This window comes from Hyphomonas sp. ske169 (genome assembly GCF_056850855.1).
Genome location: NZ_CP096146.1, coordinates 2,432,714 through 2,449,769, shown reverse-complemented (window position 1 = coordinate 2,449,769; position 17,056 = coordinate 2,432,714). Strand labels below are relative to the sequence as shown.

Genomic DNA, 17,056 nt, shown 5'->3' with positions numbered 1-17,056 from the left:
GCCGGTTATTGGAGTACCGAGGATGAGCCACTACGGGTCATGGAGCGTCAAGGGGGTTGACGATCGGGCGCGCGCTGTCGCGAAAGAGAAAGCGCGCCTCAAAGGGGTCACCCTCGGCGATTATATTAACACGCTCCTCTTGGAAGGTCATAGCGAGGCTGGTCCCCGCGACTATTTTGAACGTCCAAACGCAGCCCCGCGGCACAATCCGCTGGACGGCTTGGCGCAGCGGATCGAAGCCGTCGAAGCGCGCTCAACCCTCGCCATTACTGGGATTGATCAGTCGGTCTTAGGCCTGCTCGCCCGTCTCGAAAACACGGAAAACTCCACCTCAGCAATGGCCGCCGAAGTCGAACGTATGATCGACGAGCTGCGCGAAACGCACGAAGCATTGCAAGACAAAGTCGGCACGCTGGAAGCCGATGATAGTAACGTCAAAAACCTCGAAGCGATGAAAGCGTTCGAGGATGCCCTCGGAAAACTGGCTTCGCACGTTTATGAAGAAGGTCGCCTGACCCAAGACGAAAACATGGCGATCAAAGGCCGTGTCGAGTCGGGCTTTAGCGATCTCAATGACCGTGTTGAGTCAATGGAAGTGAAAGTCGAATCGACGCTCTCTGACGCCGCGCAGCGGGTTGAGAAAGCGGTTGAACAAGCCGAATTGCGATCTGAAGGCGCGTCACGACAACTCGCCTCTCGCGTTTCCAGCCTCGAATCGTCTTTCGCCACCAAAGTCGACACAGTTGATGCCCGCGTAAAAGCGGTTGAAGGCGATGTCTCGGGCGCCATCACATCGATGGAAAGCACGCTGGTGCGGATTCAAGACCGCTTGCATCGCGCCGAAACAACCACAGACACAGCGCTAAAAGCCCTTGAGCACACTTTCGCGAGTCTCGATGAGCGCATCGACTCGGTTGCGGATATGGCCAGCCCTGAAAAAGCCCATGCTTGGAAGGCTGAACTCGAGGCGCGCTTTGATGCCTTAGCTGCTGATCTGCGCGAAAATGTCGAACAGTCGCGTCGCCAACTCGCAGATGAGATTGAACGCGCGGCTGCAGGCGCCAGCCCAGAACTGATGGGTCAGCTCGAATCTCGCGTGAATGCCCTCGAATCGGCACCGGTGACAGATCAGATCGACGAAATCGGCACCCAAGTCGCGTCGCTCAGCGAGCATATGAAAGATGCTGAGCTGCAAACAGCCGCTGCAATTGAACAAGTTGGTGATCAAGTTGCGGGACTGACCGAAACACTCGACCAACGCGTGATTGATAGCGAACGCCGCAGTGCCGCAGCGATCGAACAAGTCGGCGAACAAGTCGCCACAGCGATTAAGCATGTTCAAGCCCGCCAAGAACAGGGTCAACGCGCGCTAACCGAACGCGTCACCGCTTCTGAAAAACGCAACGAAGCCCGTCTGTCCGACGCCCTCTGCAATATTTCCGACCGTTTGGCTGAGATGCAAAACCAGACCGTGACAGCCGTCTCGCCTGTGCAGCGTGCCATTGTTTCGCTGGCCTCTCGCCTTGAGGCACTGGAAGATTTCACGACACCGCCGCATGCCGAGCCGAGCTCGGATACCTTGCCCGAAATGCCGGAGCTCGAGATCGACACCACGCCGATCCAGTTGAATGAGGTCGAGGCAGAAGAACCCGTTGAAGAGCCCATCGCGCCTGAACCAGAAGTCGCACAAGCGGCCCCAGCAGAGATTGAAGAGTTTGAAGAAGACGAAGACTTCATTGCTGGATTGCCCGATTTTGATGAAGATCCCGAACCGGTTGCCGCCGAAACCAGCGAACTTGAGGCGTCCGTAGATCTCTGGGCACATCTGGATGCGGATAGCGATACGGAGACGGATGAGGCTGGTGAGACGGATGAGGCTGATGAGGATTATCTCACTCAGACTTCAGATGAGAACGCCGCCGATCCATTGCTTGAGCAAATTGAAGATGACGAACCCGATCCCCTGCAAGAACTTGGCAGCTGGGACGAAACGCAAAACGAAGCGCGCGATTCAGACGTGTTCGCCTTTGAAGAAGATGGTTTGGACGACATCACACCCGCTTCGGGCGAGGAGGAGCTCGCGCACAATACCGATACGCTCGCCCCTGAACTGGAAGAATCCGAAGAGCCTGAGCTAGAAGACACCGCCAATTATCTTAACCGAGCGCGCACTGCAGCCATCGCGGCGGCCAGCGATCAAAGCCGCGACAAACGCGGGCGCCGGTCCAAACGCGCCGCGCATGCCAAAACAACTGGCGGCTCCGGCAAAAAACTTCCCGTCATCGCAGCAGCATCCATGTTTGCGATTGCAGCTGCCGGAGCGGGCGGCTGGGTCGCGTTACGCGGCAAGCAAGTCTCTGCGGACACGGAACCCCCAGTCTTGGCGACGAAATCAAACCTCGCAGAAGCGCCCACCGAACAGGTCGAAGAACCATCCTTGACCGGCATTGAATTTGCGGATGCGGCCCAGACGAGCTTGGACGAAGCCCTATTTGAGGATGAAGGCAGCGCCGCTGGGATAGAGGCGCTCGACGCGACGACTGTTGCGCCGGAACCAGCACAAATTGATCTGCCGACTATTCCTGATGCTTTGACGCTTCAGCGCGCGGCCGAGAATGGGAATCCAGTCGCAGAGTTCCAATGGGGTGAAGCGCGTCTTGAAGCGCAAGATCTGGCGGTTGGCGCCGATTTCATTAGTCGCGCCGCCCAGCAAGGCCTGCCGGCCGCTCAATACCGGCTCGCAAAGCTGCACGAGCGCGGACTCGGCGTCCCGAGGGACTTTGTTGAAGCGCGCTCTTGGACCGAACGCGCGGCCAATGGCGGCAATGTCAAAGCGATGCACGATCTCGCCGTCTTCTTTGCCGATGGCGAAGGTGGACCGCAATCGTATGCCGCCGCTGCTGAATGGTTCAGAAAAGCCGCGGACTTTGGCATCGTCGACAGCCAATACAATCTCGCCGTCCTCTACGAGAACGGCCTAGGCATCTCACCGAGCCAAGTTGAAGCGCTATACTGGTATGAAGTCGCCTCCATGAATGGCGATGCCAGCGCGCCTGGTAATGTCAACACGCTACGCGAAGCATTACCGCTTGAGCAATCCCAACAGGCGCTGCGCCGAGCCTCTGGCTGGTCCGTATCGCCGATGGATCGCGGCGCAAATGGCACATTCGGCACCCAGACTTGGGAACGTTCGAGCCGCGCTCAAGTTGAAGCGGTACAGACGGTTCTGAATGGTCTTGGCTATGATGCAGGCACGCCTGACGGTCTTGCCGGCGCCGGTACGCGCACGGCCATCCGCGCCTTCCAGGCCGATTCTGGGCTAGAAACATCAGGTGTGATCGATGCCAGCCTGGTTGAAGCCTTAAACGCTCAGGTCGACAGCTTATCTGGATAACTGCCGCGCGCCCCGAAGCGGATCCGCCGAAACAAGACATATAGCGCGACCACTGCCGTGATGATCGCGAGCCAGCCTGTGCCGGTGCGGGTCCAGTTGTTGACGACGATGCCCAATAGGCCCCAACCGAGGGCCACAAAGTACCAGAAATTCCGACTGATATAATTGGCAAAAACAAATGCCATCACCACGGCAGGCACGAGCGCCATCCAAAGCGATTGCCAGACGGCATCTGTGACCCCGTGCGCCAACAACCAGCGACCAAGATCAGGAACGCTAATCGACACCGCGACGGTCAACCATCCCGCGTAGAGACCTGTCGTGAGGCCAATCAGAATCCGCGTCAGCGTGCCATCATATCGCGCCAATCGATCTTGCCGATGGGCCGCCCACCACGTGCAAAATGCGATCGGTAAAAGCAGCATGAAATCAAGCCAGACCAGTCCCAGGCTTTGGGCACTCCACATCCAAACCAGATTTCCAAATGCAGCCAAAGTCAGCGGCAAGCTAACCCGTTCAATCGCATGATCCGAGGCGACCAGGTTTCGGACGGCGAGGACAAAGAGGCCAAGGAAAATGATCCCCCAAATCGAGAAAAACAGGCCGGGCGGCAATTCAGGCGGAATACCTTCGGCCACAGCGCGATCGCCAATCGTCTCTCCAATACCCATTTGCGGCAGCACGGGCACAAAAAACTGACCGATCGCCGTCAACAAAAACAAGATTTTAAGCGTCAGATTCATGCCGTCCTCCTGCGCCTGTTTGGCAGGCTGCGCCGAAAACTTCCAGTCACTGTTTTTTGAACGTGCTAGCCAGCAGCTGCTGCGGCTTTGTAAAGCGAGATGAATAGCTCTCGCGTGGCCGGCTCTGCTAGCCCTGCCCCGCCGGGCGATTTTGCCATCAGTTCAAGATCGTGCAGCCGCTCAATCAACCGCACAAGGCGCGGCGCAGGCCATTTGCGGAGTCGCGCTTGGAAAGCCGGCCAATCGGACTTCCAGACCGGCGGCTTAAGCTTCATGCCGACATTGCCGCCGCCACTATCGCCTTGCAGCGCGTGGGCTTCCAGCATGCGGCTGGCTTCCATCTCAAACATGCGTACCAGGCTGATTGGGGATAGGCCCGCATCGATCACCCGGTCCATTTCGGCTTGCGCCTGTTCCGGCGCCCCGCTCAGAGCTTTCAAGACGGCAGCCCGCGCGCTTTCATCGGCATTGGTTTCACACAAGGCCCGAACATCTTCGACAGATACCGCGCGCCCCAAATCATGGGCATAGGTGGCGAGCTTTTCCATCTCCGCATTGGCAAGGCTTCTATGGCCCGGCAGACCGCCGACAAAAACAGACAGCGCCTCAGGCTCAATTGTAACCGATCGTTCGGAGAGAAACCGCCCGACCAATTCCGACATATCAGAAGCGCTATCGGCAAACAGGTGTAGTGCAGCCGCATTGGGTGCGGCCTCAAACGCCGTGCGCAGTTTCGATCGTGTGTTCAGCGATCCGTTCTGCAGCACCAGTTTTGCCGCGATCCGATCGCTCGGCAATTCAAGCACGTCTTTCATCAAGGCGAACAGTTTTTCACCCTTGGTCCGTATGCGGATGATGGTGCCTTCGCCTAGTAATGAGACCGCTTCCAGCGCATCGAACAGGCGCGCAGGTTCGCGTTTCACGTCATCTTCTTCCAGGGTCAGAACAGTGCTTGGATTGGCTTTTTCCCAAGCCTTGATCAGCGCATTTGCGGTGTCGGCAACGACGCCTTCATCTTCTCCAAAGATTAGAGCAAACGCGCAGGCAGGATCAGGCTTTTTGGCAAAACGCTCCGCGCTTGTGCCCTGCAGCTTCATTCTTCGCTGGCCATTTTGATCCGCAAATCATCGGCAATTCGGCGGGCGAGCAAAAGCATGGCCCGGTCGGTCGCGTCGATCTGGGCGGTAATGTCTGAGAAAGGGGCGTCTGGGACCAAGAAGCTGGTCTCCGCAGAGCTATTGCCCGACACGGTTCCATCATCATGCGCGAGAACATATTGCGCGCTGACAATAATATCGGTCCGGGTCGCCGCTTCATCGGGTTGAAGTGCTAAGCGGCCAATCCGCTCCCGCAAATTGATACTAAGGCTCGCTGGTCCTTCGAGGCCCGGCAGGCCTGGCGCGAGTTCTTGCAAAAGGGCTTTGCGCAAGGCTTGCCCGGCGCGCCCATCGATCTGCTCAATATTGATATTGCCGCCGCCAGCACCGCCCGCATAGAGCGGAGTAAAGCCGCAAGCGGACAAGGTTAGGGCGAGTATGGCAATAGCTAGCTGTCTCATCACACCACGATATTCACGATCCGGCCCGGAACGACAATCACTTTCTTGATGGTTTTGCCGTCAATAAAGGATTGAAGCGCCGGTTCTGCCAAGGCTGTGGCTTCAATGTCATCCCTGCTGGCGCTCTTGGAGACCGATATTTCGGCCCGTCGCTTACCATTGACCTGGATCGGCAATGTGACGCTGTCTTCGACCAGCAAGGCCTCTTCCACTTCCGGCCACGCAGCAGCAGAGCACAATCCGTCTTCGCCAATCATCTGCCAGCCTTCTTCGGCCAAGTGCGGCATGAACGGCACGAGGCAGCGCGCCAACATCGAGGCACCCTCAAAGCGCGCAGCCAGCAGGTCATCCCCGCCTTGCTCAGCCTTTTTCAAGGCGCTCACCCATTCATGGATGGTCGCAATGGCGGAGTTGAACCGAAACTCTTCGATCGCTTTGTCCACGGCTGCGACCGCCTTGTGAGAGGTTCGGCGCAGTGCGAGCGCCGCATCGGTGTCGCTGGCCTCTGGTTTGGCGACGCTGCTCAGCGTGTTGAACAAGCCCCAGACCCGCTGCACGAACCGGCCTGAGCCTTCGGCACCTGATTGCGTCCACTCAACATCGCGCTCAGGCGGACTGTCAGACAAGACAAACCAACGCGCGGTATCAGCGCCAAATGTGGCAATGATATTGTCTGGGTCGACGACATTTTTCTTCGACTTGGACATTTTCTCAATTGCGCCGACTGAGACCGAATGATCGGTGCCAATCTCCCAAAGGCTACCATCGCGTTCTTCGACTTCCGCCGGCGTAATCCAGCGCTGATCATCGGTACGATAAGTTTCGTGGGTCACCATGCCTTGGGTGAACAAGCCTGCGAACGGCTCGCCGCTCGGCAGATCCACTTCGCCGACATCGCGCATCGCGCGCATGAAGAAGCGGGCATAAAGCAAATGGAGCACCGCGTGCTCAACACCGCCAACATATTGATCAACCGGCAGCCAATAGGCGCGCTCAGCCGGATCATCGACGCTTGCAAAGCGAGCGAAATACCAGCTGGAATCATTGAATGTATCGAGCGTATCGGTTTCGCGTTGCGCCGCTTTTCCGCATGTCGGACAGTCGACATCTTTCCATGTCGCGTGGTGGACCAGCGGATTGCCGGGCTTCTCGAAACTGACATCGTCCGGCAGTTTCACGGGTAGATCTGCTTCCGGCACAGGGACAATCCCGCAATCATCGCAATGGATGACGGGAATTGGACAGCCCCAATAGCGCTGCCGCGACACGCCCCAATCCCGCAGACGATAATTCACGGTGCCTGCGCCCAGTTTCATCGCTTCGATTTTGCCAATCGCCAGCGATTTCGCTTCGGTAATCTCTTTACCATCCAAGAATTCTGAATTCATGATCGCGCCAGGCCCGGTATAGGCGGCGTCCATATCCGCACCTTGGCCTGAGCTGACCCAAGCTGCCGAGGCGGCATCCTTATCGGATGGCCTCACAACTGGCAGGATCGGCAAGTCATATTTGCGGGCAAAATCGAAGTCGCGCTGATCATGCGCAGGGCACGCGAAGATGGCGCCGGTGCCATATCCCATGAGCACGAAATTCGCGACATAGACCGGCAGTTCTTGCCCTTCAATAAAGGGATGCTGAACCTTCAGACCAGTATCGAACCCCATTTTCGGGGCTTTCTCGATGTCCGCCTCGGACGTTCCAATCTTGGCGCATTCAGCGCAGAATGTTTCAAGATCCGCATTATTGGCGGCCATCTCGATGGTTAAAGGATGGTCGGGCGATAGCGCGACAAAACTCGCTCCAAACAAAGTGTCCGGCCGCGTGGTGAAGACTTCGACCCCGTCGGCATGGCTCGCAGGCCCGTCAGCGGCCCATTCAAAGCGCATTTGCAAGCCTTCAGATCGGCCAATCCAATTGGCCTGCATCGTGCGGACTTTTTCCGGCCATCGTTCGAGCTTCTGAACCTGCTCAAGCAAATCCTCAGCATAGTGGGTGATCCGGAAGAACCATTGCACCAATTCACGCTGCTCAACCGGCGCGCCAGAACGCCAGCCCTTGCCGTCGATCACTTGCTCATTGGCGAGCACGGTATTGTCGACGGGGTCCCAATTCACCTTGGCCTTCTTTTGATAGACCAGGCCCTTGTCCATGAATTTCAGGAACAGCCTCTGCTGCTCCCCATAATAGTCCGGATCACAGGTTGCGAATTCACGAGACCAGTCGAGCGACAAGCCTAATTTCTCAAACTGCGCCTTCATGGCCGCGATGTTCTGATAGGTCCATTCACCAGGATGGACATTCTTTTCCATCGCAGCGTTTTCCGCAGGCATGCCAAACGCGTCCCAGCCCATTGGGTGTAGAACATTGTAGCCTTTCGCCTTTTTATGCCGCGAAACGACATCGCCCATGGCATAATTGCGGACATGCCCCATGTGCAAACGGCCCGACGGATACGGAAACATTTCAAGCACATAGGCTTTTGGCATGTCGCCCGCTTCAGCGGGTGTTTTGGCTTTGAACAGCTCAGCTTTCTGCCAAGCATCACGCCATTTGGGTTCCGCCTCTTGCGGATTGTATCTTGAGGCCATGGCCTCCCCCATCAATGTTTTAATTAGTCGAGTTCGGAAGCTTTGAGATTTCGCGCCCGTACGAGGATCGCGTTCTCTAGCTGAATCCCGGTTTCGAGATCGACCGCTGCATCGGTCCAGGTGCCATCTTCATTGACCTGCCGAAACACGCTGACTTTGACACCATCGGCGCGCAGACGTGAGTCGAGAATATAGACCGTCGCTTTGATGCGCTCATCAGCGGCATCTTCGAAAGAGTGCCAATCATAGATGATTGTTCCACCAAACGGATCTGCGCTGACGAGTGGAAGCGCTTGCAGCGTATCGAGGCTGGCGCGCCACAAATACGGATTGGACCCTCCAGCAATCTCTTCGACCACTGCTGCTTCTGTTCTGTCGCTGCCACCGAAGACGCAACCAGATAGCGCGAGCGCACCGAACGTTGCTGCGATGAGCGATGAAACTGCCTTCATATCGTCATTTCCCGTTGGCAAGACCTTGTTGATTAACAGTCTCTATAGCACCTGATACAGAGCCTACCAGTGCCCATTTGCTGTACTGCGAAGCGGAGAAGGAAGACACTCATGTGGAAGCAAACATTCGTCCCCTTCGCGGCGCCGGTTTTGCTCGTGCCGATGGCTTTAGCTGACGGGCCTCAGCCGATTGAAGCTCAGCTAGAGGTCGAGAGCACAACGCTGGTTTCGCCGCACTTGGATGTCGATTCAGGGCAAGATGGTGAAGCGGTGCTGGGCGAGCTGTCGCTGATTGGCAACGTCGAAACAGTGCTCGAAAACGGCGTCCGCATCAGGGCGCGCGGCGCCTGGCGATTGCAAACAGATCACGCAAATCGGCCCGGCGGTATTGGCGGCTTCGGGCAAAATGAGGGTACCCCAGTGGGCGCTTTTTCCGGCCTGTCAGCAGGGCCCACCCTTGAGGATGGCGACACGCGCGGTCGCCTCGAAACCGCCTATTTGCAGATAGATGGCGGCTATGGCGAACTCCGTGTCGGCAAAGACCGCGGCGTGGCTGCGAGATTCTTTGAAGGTCCAAAATCTGCGCTTACGCATGCGCGTTTGGACAGCACATTGCTTGATCCAACTGGTCTTACAACCGTGCGCACACGGCATGACCTCACGGGGCCTAGCTTAAAAGTCTCGTATGCAAGCCCGCGTCTGATCGGGATCCGCGCCGGGGTGAGCTTCACGCCAGAAGCGGATGCTGACGGTCTTGATCGGCGCCCCGCAGCTGGAACCGGCGGCATCGCTCCAGACACACAAAACGCTGTCGAACTCGCCTTGAATGGCACAAGACGGTTCCGCGAATCAGGCTGGCGAGTCGATGTCGGTGCGGCTTGGTCGACAGCAGATGTGTCTACTCAAGGTCTCACCCCTGTTTACCAAGACATGCAAACTTGGTCGGCGGGAACGCGGATTGAGAAAGGGGATTGGACGGTTGGGGCGTCGTGGTTGAATTCCGAGAACGGTCTCGCAAACGGCGACTATAAGAGTTGGACTGCGGGCCTTTTCAAGGAGGCTTATGATATTGATTTTTCAGCAGAATATGGCGAATCTGAAGACGATAATGCGCAACTCAGTACGCATGGCTGGCGCCTCTCAGCAGGGCGCGATTTTGGCCGTGATGCCCGCATCGCCGTCGCATATTTGCATGACAACCTCCGGTCACCCTTGCAAGAATGGAGTGCAACCGGTGTTGTTGTCGAAATCACACTCTCACAAGAAATTGTTCAAGTGACTGGAAATTAAGGTTCTATTAATCAATCTCGCTGCTATCTGTCACCCAGGAGTATTTTATGCGCTACCTAATGGTATCTCTTGGAACGATTTGCGGCTTCGCCCTTCCGGCGATGGCCCAGCAAGACGTGCCTGAAATGCCAGCGCCGACGATTTCCGAAACAGATGTTGCGCAGCCTGATTGGTTCCAATCCTTCAATTTCGGAAATACTGATTTCAATGCTCCGATTTGGCAGGATCGTCCTTCGCAGACCTTTAACCTCGCGTGGATCAATGGCGACCGTTGGAGCCTCAGCCTCGACCTAACGTCTCGGGAAGGGGATTCCCCACTGCCGCGCGAAGAGATGTTGGCGGAAGCGGAATTCCGCATCACGCCGCGAATTACTGTTGGTGCTGATTTGAGCATTGGAGCTGAAGAGCTCGACGATGCTAATCGCTGGGAAGATCAAGAGATCGAAGCCGGCATCCGTCTTCGTTCAGCCTTTAAGTTTTAAATAAAGTCAGGCTTTCGCGCCGCGTTTGCCCCCGCCATAGGCCGGGTCTGCTTTTGCGCGCGCTTCATCCAGAGGCCAGCGCGGCCTAGCCGCAAATGCCAGACCGTCATCTTGGACCAATCCAGCCGCCAATCGCTCAGCGCCCGCAAGCGCGATCATCGCCGCATTATCCGTACAATGCCGGAGCGGCGGTGCAATGAGGCGCGCGCCTGCCGCCTGCGCCACCTCATCCAAAGCCGATCTAATCGTCTGATTGGCGGCAACACCACCCGCCACCACCAAACGCGTTTCACTAGATTGTCCGGCTTTAAACACATCAAGCGCCCGGCGGGTTTTTTCAGCCAAGCAATCCGCGATAGCCAATTGGAAAGACGCGCAGAGGTCTGACTGCCCTTGTGCATCCAAGTCTTCGGCCTCAACCACCCGCGCAGCCGCCGTCTTCAAACCTGCAAAGCTCATATCTAATCCCGGACGGTTCAGTAGCGGACGCGGCAGTGCAAATCGCGCGCTATCGCCCTGCGCAGCGAGGCGCTCAACAGCAGGACCACCTGGGAAGCCAATTCCGAGCGTTTTTGCCAGTTTGTCAAAGGCTTCGCCCGCCGCGTCATCGATCGTCGACCCCAGTCGCTCATAGGTGCCGAGCCCGGTCACCGCAATAAACTGGCAATGACCGCCACTGACCAAGAGAAGCAAATATGGAAACGGACAAGAATCAGCCAAGCGGGGCGACAAAGCGTGGCCTTCTAAGTGATTGATCGGAATGAAGGGCTTATCAGCCGCCAGCGCCATCGCTTTTCCAGTCATCATGCCGACCATGACCCCGCCAATCAGGCCCGGGCCACTGGTGGCGGCAATTCCGTCGAGTTCAGCAAGCGATATTCCGCTGTCGGTGAGTGCTTTTGCCACCACTTTATCGGCAATATCGGCATGCGCGCGCGCCGCGATCTCCGGCACAACCCCGCCATAAGGTGCATGCTCATCGATTTGGCTGTGCACGATTTCAGATAGGATCACGACCTCGCCATCCGGCTCACGCCGCAAAACTGCTGCCGCGGTTTCGTCGCAGCTGGTTTCGATTCCGAGGATACTGATAGGATGGCTCATCGCGGCGATATAGGCGGATCAGTCCGCTGTTGGAACCTTATTCGTCCAGCAGCGCCGCTTTGAGTTCCGGCAACCAAGCTTCCCGGTCGACATCATAAGCCTTCAAAGACCCAGCGAAATCCCAATAGCACCAAGCCAGACTGCGGGCGTCAAATCCCTGCCGAAGCGCCTGCGTCCAGCGCGCGCGATGCTCAATCGGAACCCCTTCATAGACACCAAACTCGCCGACAAAAATCGGCATCCGCAAGCGCTCTTGAATGGCAACCGCCTCATCCAATTCGGCCATCATTTCAGTCACATCCTCACGCGTGCCCCAGCGGACATCCGTCTTCGGAGCATCCGCCCAAGGTGCGCCCTGATGGGTAAAATCGAAAGGGGAATATTCATGATAAGTCAGCATCACCTTCGGGTCATAAGCAGGGCGCGACTCTTCAAGCGCGTCCAAACTACCCCAAAATGCCGTGCCCAGGATCACCCAACGATCAGGATGATCGAGCCGGATTCGCGCCAGCAAGCGCTGGTTCAGCGCATCAGTCAGCGGAGTTGTCATATTCGTATGCGGCTCGTTGATCGTCTCAAAAATGAGCGAGCTTGGTGCGCCGACATAATGGGTCGCAAGCCGGTCCCATATCGCTTCGAGCCGCGGGATATGGGTGTCGGGATCTTGATTGAGCTCATCATAGTGATGGACGTTCACGACCACATTCAGATCCAGCGCCTCTGCCCAACCGAGGATCTCATCAACCCGCGCCAAGAAGTCGGGCTCAATTTCATATGGCGCATCCAGGCTGGTATGAGCCGACCACTTTACCGGAAGTCGGATCGTATCAAACCCGGCAGTTTTGATCCGCTCTAAATCTTCTTGGCGAACGGTGTAGCCCCACTCGCCTTCATTCGGCGCCTCAAGCGCGCTGCCGACATTCATACATCTCGAAATCGGTGCGGCTGAGATCGGCAAGGACGTATCACGGGTCAAAGGCTCAACCGGCGCCGGTCCGCACGCGGCCAGCAATAAGACCATTCCAGCTACAAAATAGCGCATCTCGAGGTTCCTGTTCGCTTTGGCTTGCACCGATACACGTTCATCCTTAGCTGATTCCCATCGCAAGAATGGAACCAGAATGACCAGCGCTCAACCCGTTCGTATTGGGACACGCGGCTCACCGCTCGCTCTTTATCAAGCTGAACTGATTGCTCAGGAACTCAGCCGGGCTTCAGATGGCGCGCTGGTTGGCGAGATTGTCACCTTCAGCACCAAGGGCGATCAGCTCACCACAGAGCGGCTGATCAATTCGGGCGGTAAAGGCCTGTTCACGCGCGAGATCGATCACGCGGTTGATCAAGGCGAGGTCGATATTGGCGTGCATAGCCTCAAGGATGTGCCAAGCATTCTACCGCCCGGCCAGGACCTGATCGCCTTTCCCGAACGGGCCGACCCGCGGGACGGGTTTTTAACCAGCAATGGCATCATGAGACTGCAGGACTTGCCGCAGGGCGCGGTGCTTGGCACCGCCAGCTTGCGACGCGAAGCGCAAGCTCTGGCTTTGCGCCCCGACTTGAAAATTGTGCCGTTTCGCGGACGCGTCGAAACCCGGATCGAGAAACTAGAACGCGGCGAGGCGGATGCCACTTTCTTGGCGATGGCGGGGCTCGAGCGCTTAGGCCTAAACCATCTCGCAAATCCGGTACCGATCGGCGACCTTCTTCCCGCCGCTGGACAAGGCATTATCGCCGTCGCGGCTCGGCGCGATCATCTCTCGCCTGAGCTTCAGACAGCGCTCGATACAATCGACCATCCCGCCACCCGCGCCATGGCAACCGCTGAGCGGGCTTTCCTGGCCGAACTCGATGGGTCGTGCCGCACAGCGATGGCCGCGCAACTCATCAATCGTGATGGCACCTGGCATTTGATTGGCGAAGTTCTTGCCCCTGACGGCCAGAGCAAATGGAGCGCCCGCGCATCCGCGCTTTTATCTGCCTCCAAAGAAGATCTTGCAGCGCTTGGCACCCAGCTTGGGCAGAATATTAGAGATCAAGCTGGCGGTGACCTCCCGGTCTTTGAAGACTAGGCTTCGCGCATGAGCCTCGCTGATTTTCCAATCCTAGTGACGCGCGCAGAGCCTGGCGCGAGCGAAACCGCGGCAAGATTACGGGCTGCGGGACGGACACCGATCCTTGCGCCCATGCTGTCACTCCGCGCACTGCCCGACACGCCCCTGCCCCCGCCCGAGGAGATCTCGGGACTGGTGTTCACCAGCGCGAATGGCGTGCGCACCTATGCAGATCGGCGTGGCGACCGACATCTACCCGCTTGGTGCGTTGGGCCCGCGACCGCCGCAGCTGCAGGTGAAGCAGGATTTGAAACCGTTCTGGAATCGGCGGGAAATGCCATGGACCTCGCCCGCTTCATCACCAAGAACGCTCCAACCCCGAAAAAACCGCTGCTCCACATCGCCAATATCGCCGCGGCCGGGACGTTGAAAGCGATCCTTGAATCCTTGGGATTTCCGATGGTGTTTGTCCCGCTCTATGAGATGCGGCCCGCAACCAACCTGCCCGGGCCGGTCCAGCGTCTGGTGACACAAAACGAACCCGCCTTTGTGCTGGTCCACTCCGAAAAAGGCGCCAGCGCGTTTGCCGCCGCGGTCGCTCCTGGTTCGCTTTCGAATTGGGTTGGGGTCGCGATATCGGATCGCGCCAGCGCGCCGCTTGAACCGTTAAATCTGAGCGCCATCTATAAAGCAGACATCCCGAATGAGGATGGTTTGTTTGCCGCACTCGAGACCGCCCTCGCCACACTTTCGGCGTGAAGCAACTCGATATAGGCTTTTGAAAATACTCGCATTGGAGCGCCAAACATGACCGATCCATCCCTGCCCCCGTCATCCAGGGATGAAGCCCCAATCGATGCCGAGTTTGAGCCGGCTGCCCCGAGCGATGCCAAACGGCGCCCGTCTCGCTCCGGCCCAGGTTGGATGGCGTTTGGTCTTCTCGGCCTGATATCAGTCATAGCCTTGTGCTTGTCCGCCGCGCTTGCCGGATTAGTGCCAGGCTTCAAGCCAGGGGCGAAACCGCTCAATACGCTGCAAGCCGAGCTCACCGAACTGAAATCCGCGGATGAAACAGCGGCCAGCGCGATGACAACGAATACAGGCGAGATTGCCGCGCTGAAATCACGCGCTGATAGTTTGCAAGCCGATCGCACTCGCGCAGTGACGGACATTCGTACCCTCCGCCGCGAGCTTGAGACTTTGCAAGCTGATATTGCGACGCTGCAGCGCGCTCGGATCGCCAGCCTCGCAGAGACGGATGACGCGGCTCCAGAAAGCGAAAACAACCCAGACCTCTCAGCCATTGAATCTCGGGTGGCCGCGCTCGAAGACGCGCTTGTGTCCCAGCTCGGCACTTATGAGACCAGTTTGGAAGGCCTGAAAGCCCGGATTGCGGACTTGGAAACCCAAGCTGAAACGGAATCTCTGACCGCCGCGAATAGTTCCAATGCCCGCACGGAAGCGGCTTTGGCCCTTTCGGCCATCGAAGCGGCGGCGCGACGCGGGCGGCCTTTTCTGACGGCGCAGCAAAAACTCGCCGCGGCAATGCCCGCCAATCAAGCGGTCGAGCGATTGGCCACCATCGCGCCCGAAACTGTCCCAACCGTTGCAGACCTCCGTGCCGCCTTTCCGGCGCTAAGACGCGAAGCCTTAGACCGCGACGCACAAGCCGAGGGCGGGGCCAGCGGCTGGATGCGCGACCTATTTGGCGATGGCATCCAAATTCGCCAAACCGGGGAAGTCACGACAAATGACCGGCTCGATGCGGCGGCGGCGGCCTTACAAGTCGGCGATTTAAGCAATGCGATCCAATCGGTCCGCGCGCTCGATACCAATCTTCAGCCTGTCTTCACAGATTGGCTGGATAATGCGGAGAACCGACTAATTCTGGAAGAGACTTTAGAGGCTCTTCGGCTGACTATGATTGCGGAAGAACGCCCATGATCATCTTGTTCTTGATCATCGTCCTGATCGTCCTGGCAGGGATCTTTGTTCTCTGGGCCTCGCGCCTGCCGGGCGGGCTGACCTTGGATCTTGGTAATGGCACGCTGTACGAATTCGAGCTCGTCTGGGCACTACTCGCCATCTTGCTAATCGGCGCCGCCCTGGCGCTGTCTTGGTCGATTGTGACGGGGCTGGTGACCTTGCCGAGCCGGTTTAGCAAATCTCGCCGGGCCTCAAAGATCAAAGCGGCGAACAGAGCCCTCGCTGATGGCCTTCTAGCCGCTGAAGCCGGCGATGCAGAGCTTGCGAAAAAGCTCTCAAAAAAGGCTGCCCAATATGCCGAAGATGACCGGTTAAAACTGCTCCTCGAAGCCCGCGCGGCAGAGATTTCCGATGATTGGTCTGGCGCCGAGCGCGCTTGGGGGCAACTGACCCGCCTCCCCGGTGGCCAACTTGCAGGCCTGCGCGGTGCCGCCTCTGCGGCCAGCGCACGCGGCGATGCGGTCTCTGCCGTTGCCCGCGCTCGCGAAGCTTTGGAGTTAAAATCCGGCGCCGATTGGCCGTTCAACTCGCTGTTCGATAGCCAAGTGGCTGAAGGCAATTGGGACGCCGCGCTGCAAACCCTCAGCACTGGTGAGAAACGCGGTCAGATTAGCGGCGACAGTTTGCGCCGGCGCCGCGCTGTCTTGTACACCGCCCGCGCCGCGGCCCTGCAGCATAATGAGCGCAAAGAAGCCCAGCGCCTGCTCGCCGAAGCCATCCGTTCTGCCCCCTCTTTTCCGCCCGCGGCTTGGCATGGCGCGCGGCAACTAATGATCGATGGCAAGATCAAAGCAGCGCAAGGCGTGCTGGAGCTTGGCTGGAAAGCCCGGCCGCACCCCGCCCTCTCACAACTCGCCCGCCGGCTGGAAGATAATGCCAGCCATAGCGCGATTGAAGGCCGCCTGAAAAACCTGATCGCGGCCAATCCCGACCATCGCGAAAGCCGGATCCTCGGCGCAGAACTCGCTATGCAATCGCGCAGCTGGCTCAGCGCCGTGAAAGCGCTGGCGCTACTGGTAGAAGAGAAACCGACCGCCCGGCTGTGCCTCCTGCTCGAAAAGGCTTTGCGCGGTTATGGCGACCTGACCGAAGCTGAACGCTGGGGCCGGATGGCCGTCACTGCCGCCCGCGAACCAGAATGGTCTGATATTGACCCGCGCGGCGGCGCCTTCCAATACGCCAATCGCGACTGGGCCCGGATGGTCTACGCGTTTGGCGACGCAGGCACCTTGATCCACCCGCGCTACGAAACTTCGGAACGAGAACTCGAAGCAGGCCGCCCGGTCGCTCTGCCCGCACCCGGCGCCAAGCAGGACACGGTGAAAGCCCCGCGCACCGATGTCGTCACCCCGCCGCTCGATTACGTTCCTGAAGACTAAAATCCGCCTGCCAAGCGTGAAGGTTTCAC

The 17,056-nt window shown here is 58.1% G+C and carries 14 protein-coding genes; 7 read left to right on the top strand and 7 right to left on the bottom strand.

Features of this window, described 5'->3' with window-relative positions:
* Positions 1-22 precede the first annotated feature (22 nt).
* Complete coding sequence (locus MY069_RS11855) at positions 23-3,394, top strand: peptidoglycan-binding protein (RefSeq protein ID WP_482793993.1); 3,372 nt, start codon at positions 23-25, stop codon at positions 3,392-3,394.
* On the opposite strand, the gene MY069_RS11850 is transcribed toward MY069_RS11855, so the two are convergent.
* The 5 genes from MY069_RS11850 to MY069_RS11830 all read right to left on the bottom strand — a co-directional run bounded on the left by MY069_RS11850 (position 3,370) and on the right by MY069_RS11830 (position 8,735).
* Complete coding sequence (locus tag MY069_RS11850; protein ID WP_482793992.1) at positions 3,370-4,137, bottom strand: hypothetical protein; 768 nt, start codon at positions 4,135-4,137, stop codon at positions 3,370-3,372. The two genes, MY069_RS11855 and MY069_RS11850, sit on opposite strands and share 25 nt — an antisense overlap.
* A gap of 65 nt (positions 4,138-4,202) precedes the next feature.
* Positions 4,203-5,234 (bottom strand): DNA polymerase III subunit delta, encoded by a 1,032-nt coding sequence (holA, locus tag MY069_RS11845; RefSeq protein WP_482793991.1) that lies wholly within the window; start codon positions 5,232-5,234, stop codon positions 4,203-4,205.
* Complete coding sequence (locus MY069_RS11840) at positions 5,231-5,695, bottom strand: hypothetical protein (RefSeq protein ID WP_482793990.1); 465 nt, start codon at positions 5,693-5,695, stop codon at positions 5,231-5,233. Before MY069_RS11840 ends, holA begins: the two co-directional genes overlap by 4 nt.
* On the bottom strand, positions 5,695-8,283 hold the full coding sequence (gene leuS / locus MY069_RS11835) for a leucine--tRNA ligase (RefSeq protein WP_482793989.1): 2,589 nt from the start codon (positions 8,281-8,283) through the stop codon (positions 5,695-5,697). The genes MY069_RS11840 and leuS overlap by 1 nt, the downstream gene beginning before the upstream one ends.
* 23 nt (positions 8,284-8,306) lie before the next feature.
* Positions 8,307-8,735 carry a DUF3576 domain-containing protein gene (locus tag MY069_RS11830; protein WP_482793988.1) on the bottom strand — a complete coding sequence of 143 codons (429 nt, stop codon included), beginning with the start codon at positions 8,733-8,735 and terminating at the stop codon, positions 8,307-8,309.
* 111 nt (positions 8,736-8,846) lie between these two features.
* On the opposite strand from MY069_RS11830, the gene MY069_RS11825 reads away from it, so the two are divergent.
* Both MY069_RS11825 and MY069_RS11820 read left to right on the top strand, forming a co-directional pair.
* Positions 8,847-10,025, top strand: coding sequence for a porin (locus MY069_RS11825; RefSeq protein ID WP_482793987.1), 1,179 nt, complete (start codon positions 8,847-8,849; stop codon positions 10,023-10,025).
* A gap of 47 nt (positions 10,026-10,072) precedes the next feature.
* On the top strand, positions 10,073-10,507 hold the full coding sequence (locus MY069_RS11820; RefSeq protein ID WP_482793986.1) for an NtrZ family periplasmic regulatory protein: 435 nt from the start codon (positions 10,073-10,075) through the stop codon (positions 10,505-10,507).
* Positions 10,508-10,513: 6 nt separating this feature from the next.
* On the opposite strand, the gene tsaD is transcribed toward MY069_RS11820, so the two are convergent.
* Positions 10,514-11,599 (bottom strand): tRNA (adenosine(37)-N6)-threonylcarbamoyltransferase complex transferase subunit TsaD, encoded by a 1,086-nt coding sequence (gene tsaD, locus MY069_RS11815; protein ID WP_482796704.1) that lies wholly within the window; start codon positions 11,597-11,599, stop codon positions 10,514-10,516.
* A 49-nt stretch (positions 11,600-11,648) separates the two neighbouring features.
* A complete protein-coding gene (locus MY069_RS11810) occupies positions 11,649-12,653 on the bottom strand; it encodes a glycoside hydrolase family 5 protein (protein WP_482793985.1) in 1,005 nt (334 codons plus the stop codon).
* Between the two features lie 79 nt (positions 12,654-12,732).
* On the opposite strand from MY069_RS11810, the gene hemC reads away from it, so the two are divergent.
* The 4 genes from hemC to MY069_RS11790 are packed head-to-tail and all read left to right on the top strand — an operon-like array spanning position 12,733 to position 17,027.
* Positions 12,733-13,680, top strand: coding sequence for a hydroxymethylbilane synthase (hemC, locus tag MY069_RS11805; RefSeq protein WP_482793984.1), 948 nt, complete (start codon positions 12,733-12,735; stop codon positions 13,678-13,680).
* Positions 13,681-13,689: 9 nt separating this feature from the next.
* Positions 13,690-14,421, top strand: coding sequence for a uroporphyrinogen-III synthase (locus MY069_RS11800; protein WP_482793983.1), 732 nt, complete (start codon positions 13,690-13,692; stop codon positions 14,419-14,421).
* Between the two features lie 48 nt (positions 14,422-14,469).
* Positions 14,470-15,606, top strand: coding sequence for a COG4223 family protein (locus tag MY069_RS11795; RefSeq protein WP_482793982.1), 1,137 nt, complete (start codon positions 14,470-14,472; stop codon positions 15,604-15,606).
* Positions 15,603-17,027, top strand: a complete 1,425-nt coding sequence (locus MY069_RS11790; RefSeq protein ID WP_482793981.1) for a heme biosynthesis HemY N-terminal domain-containing protein — start codon at positions 15,603-15,605, stop codon at positions 17,025-17,027. Before MY069_RS11795 ends, MY069_RS11790 begins: the two co-directional genes overlap by 4 nt.
* Positions 17,028-17,056 lie beyond the last annotated feature (29 nt).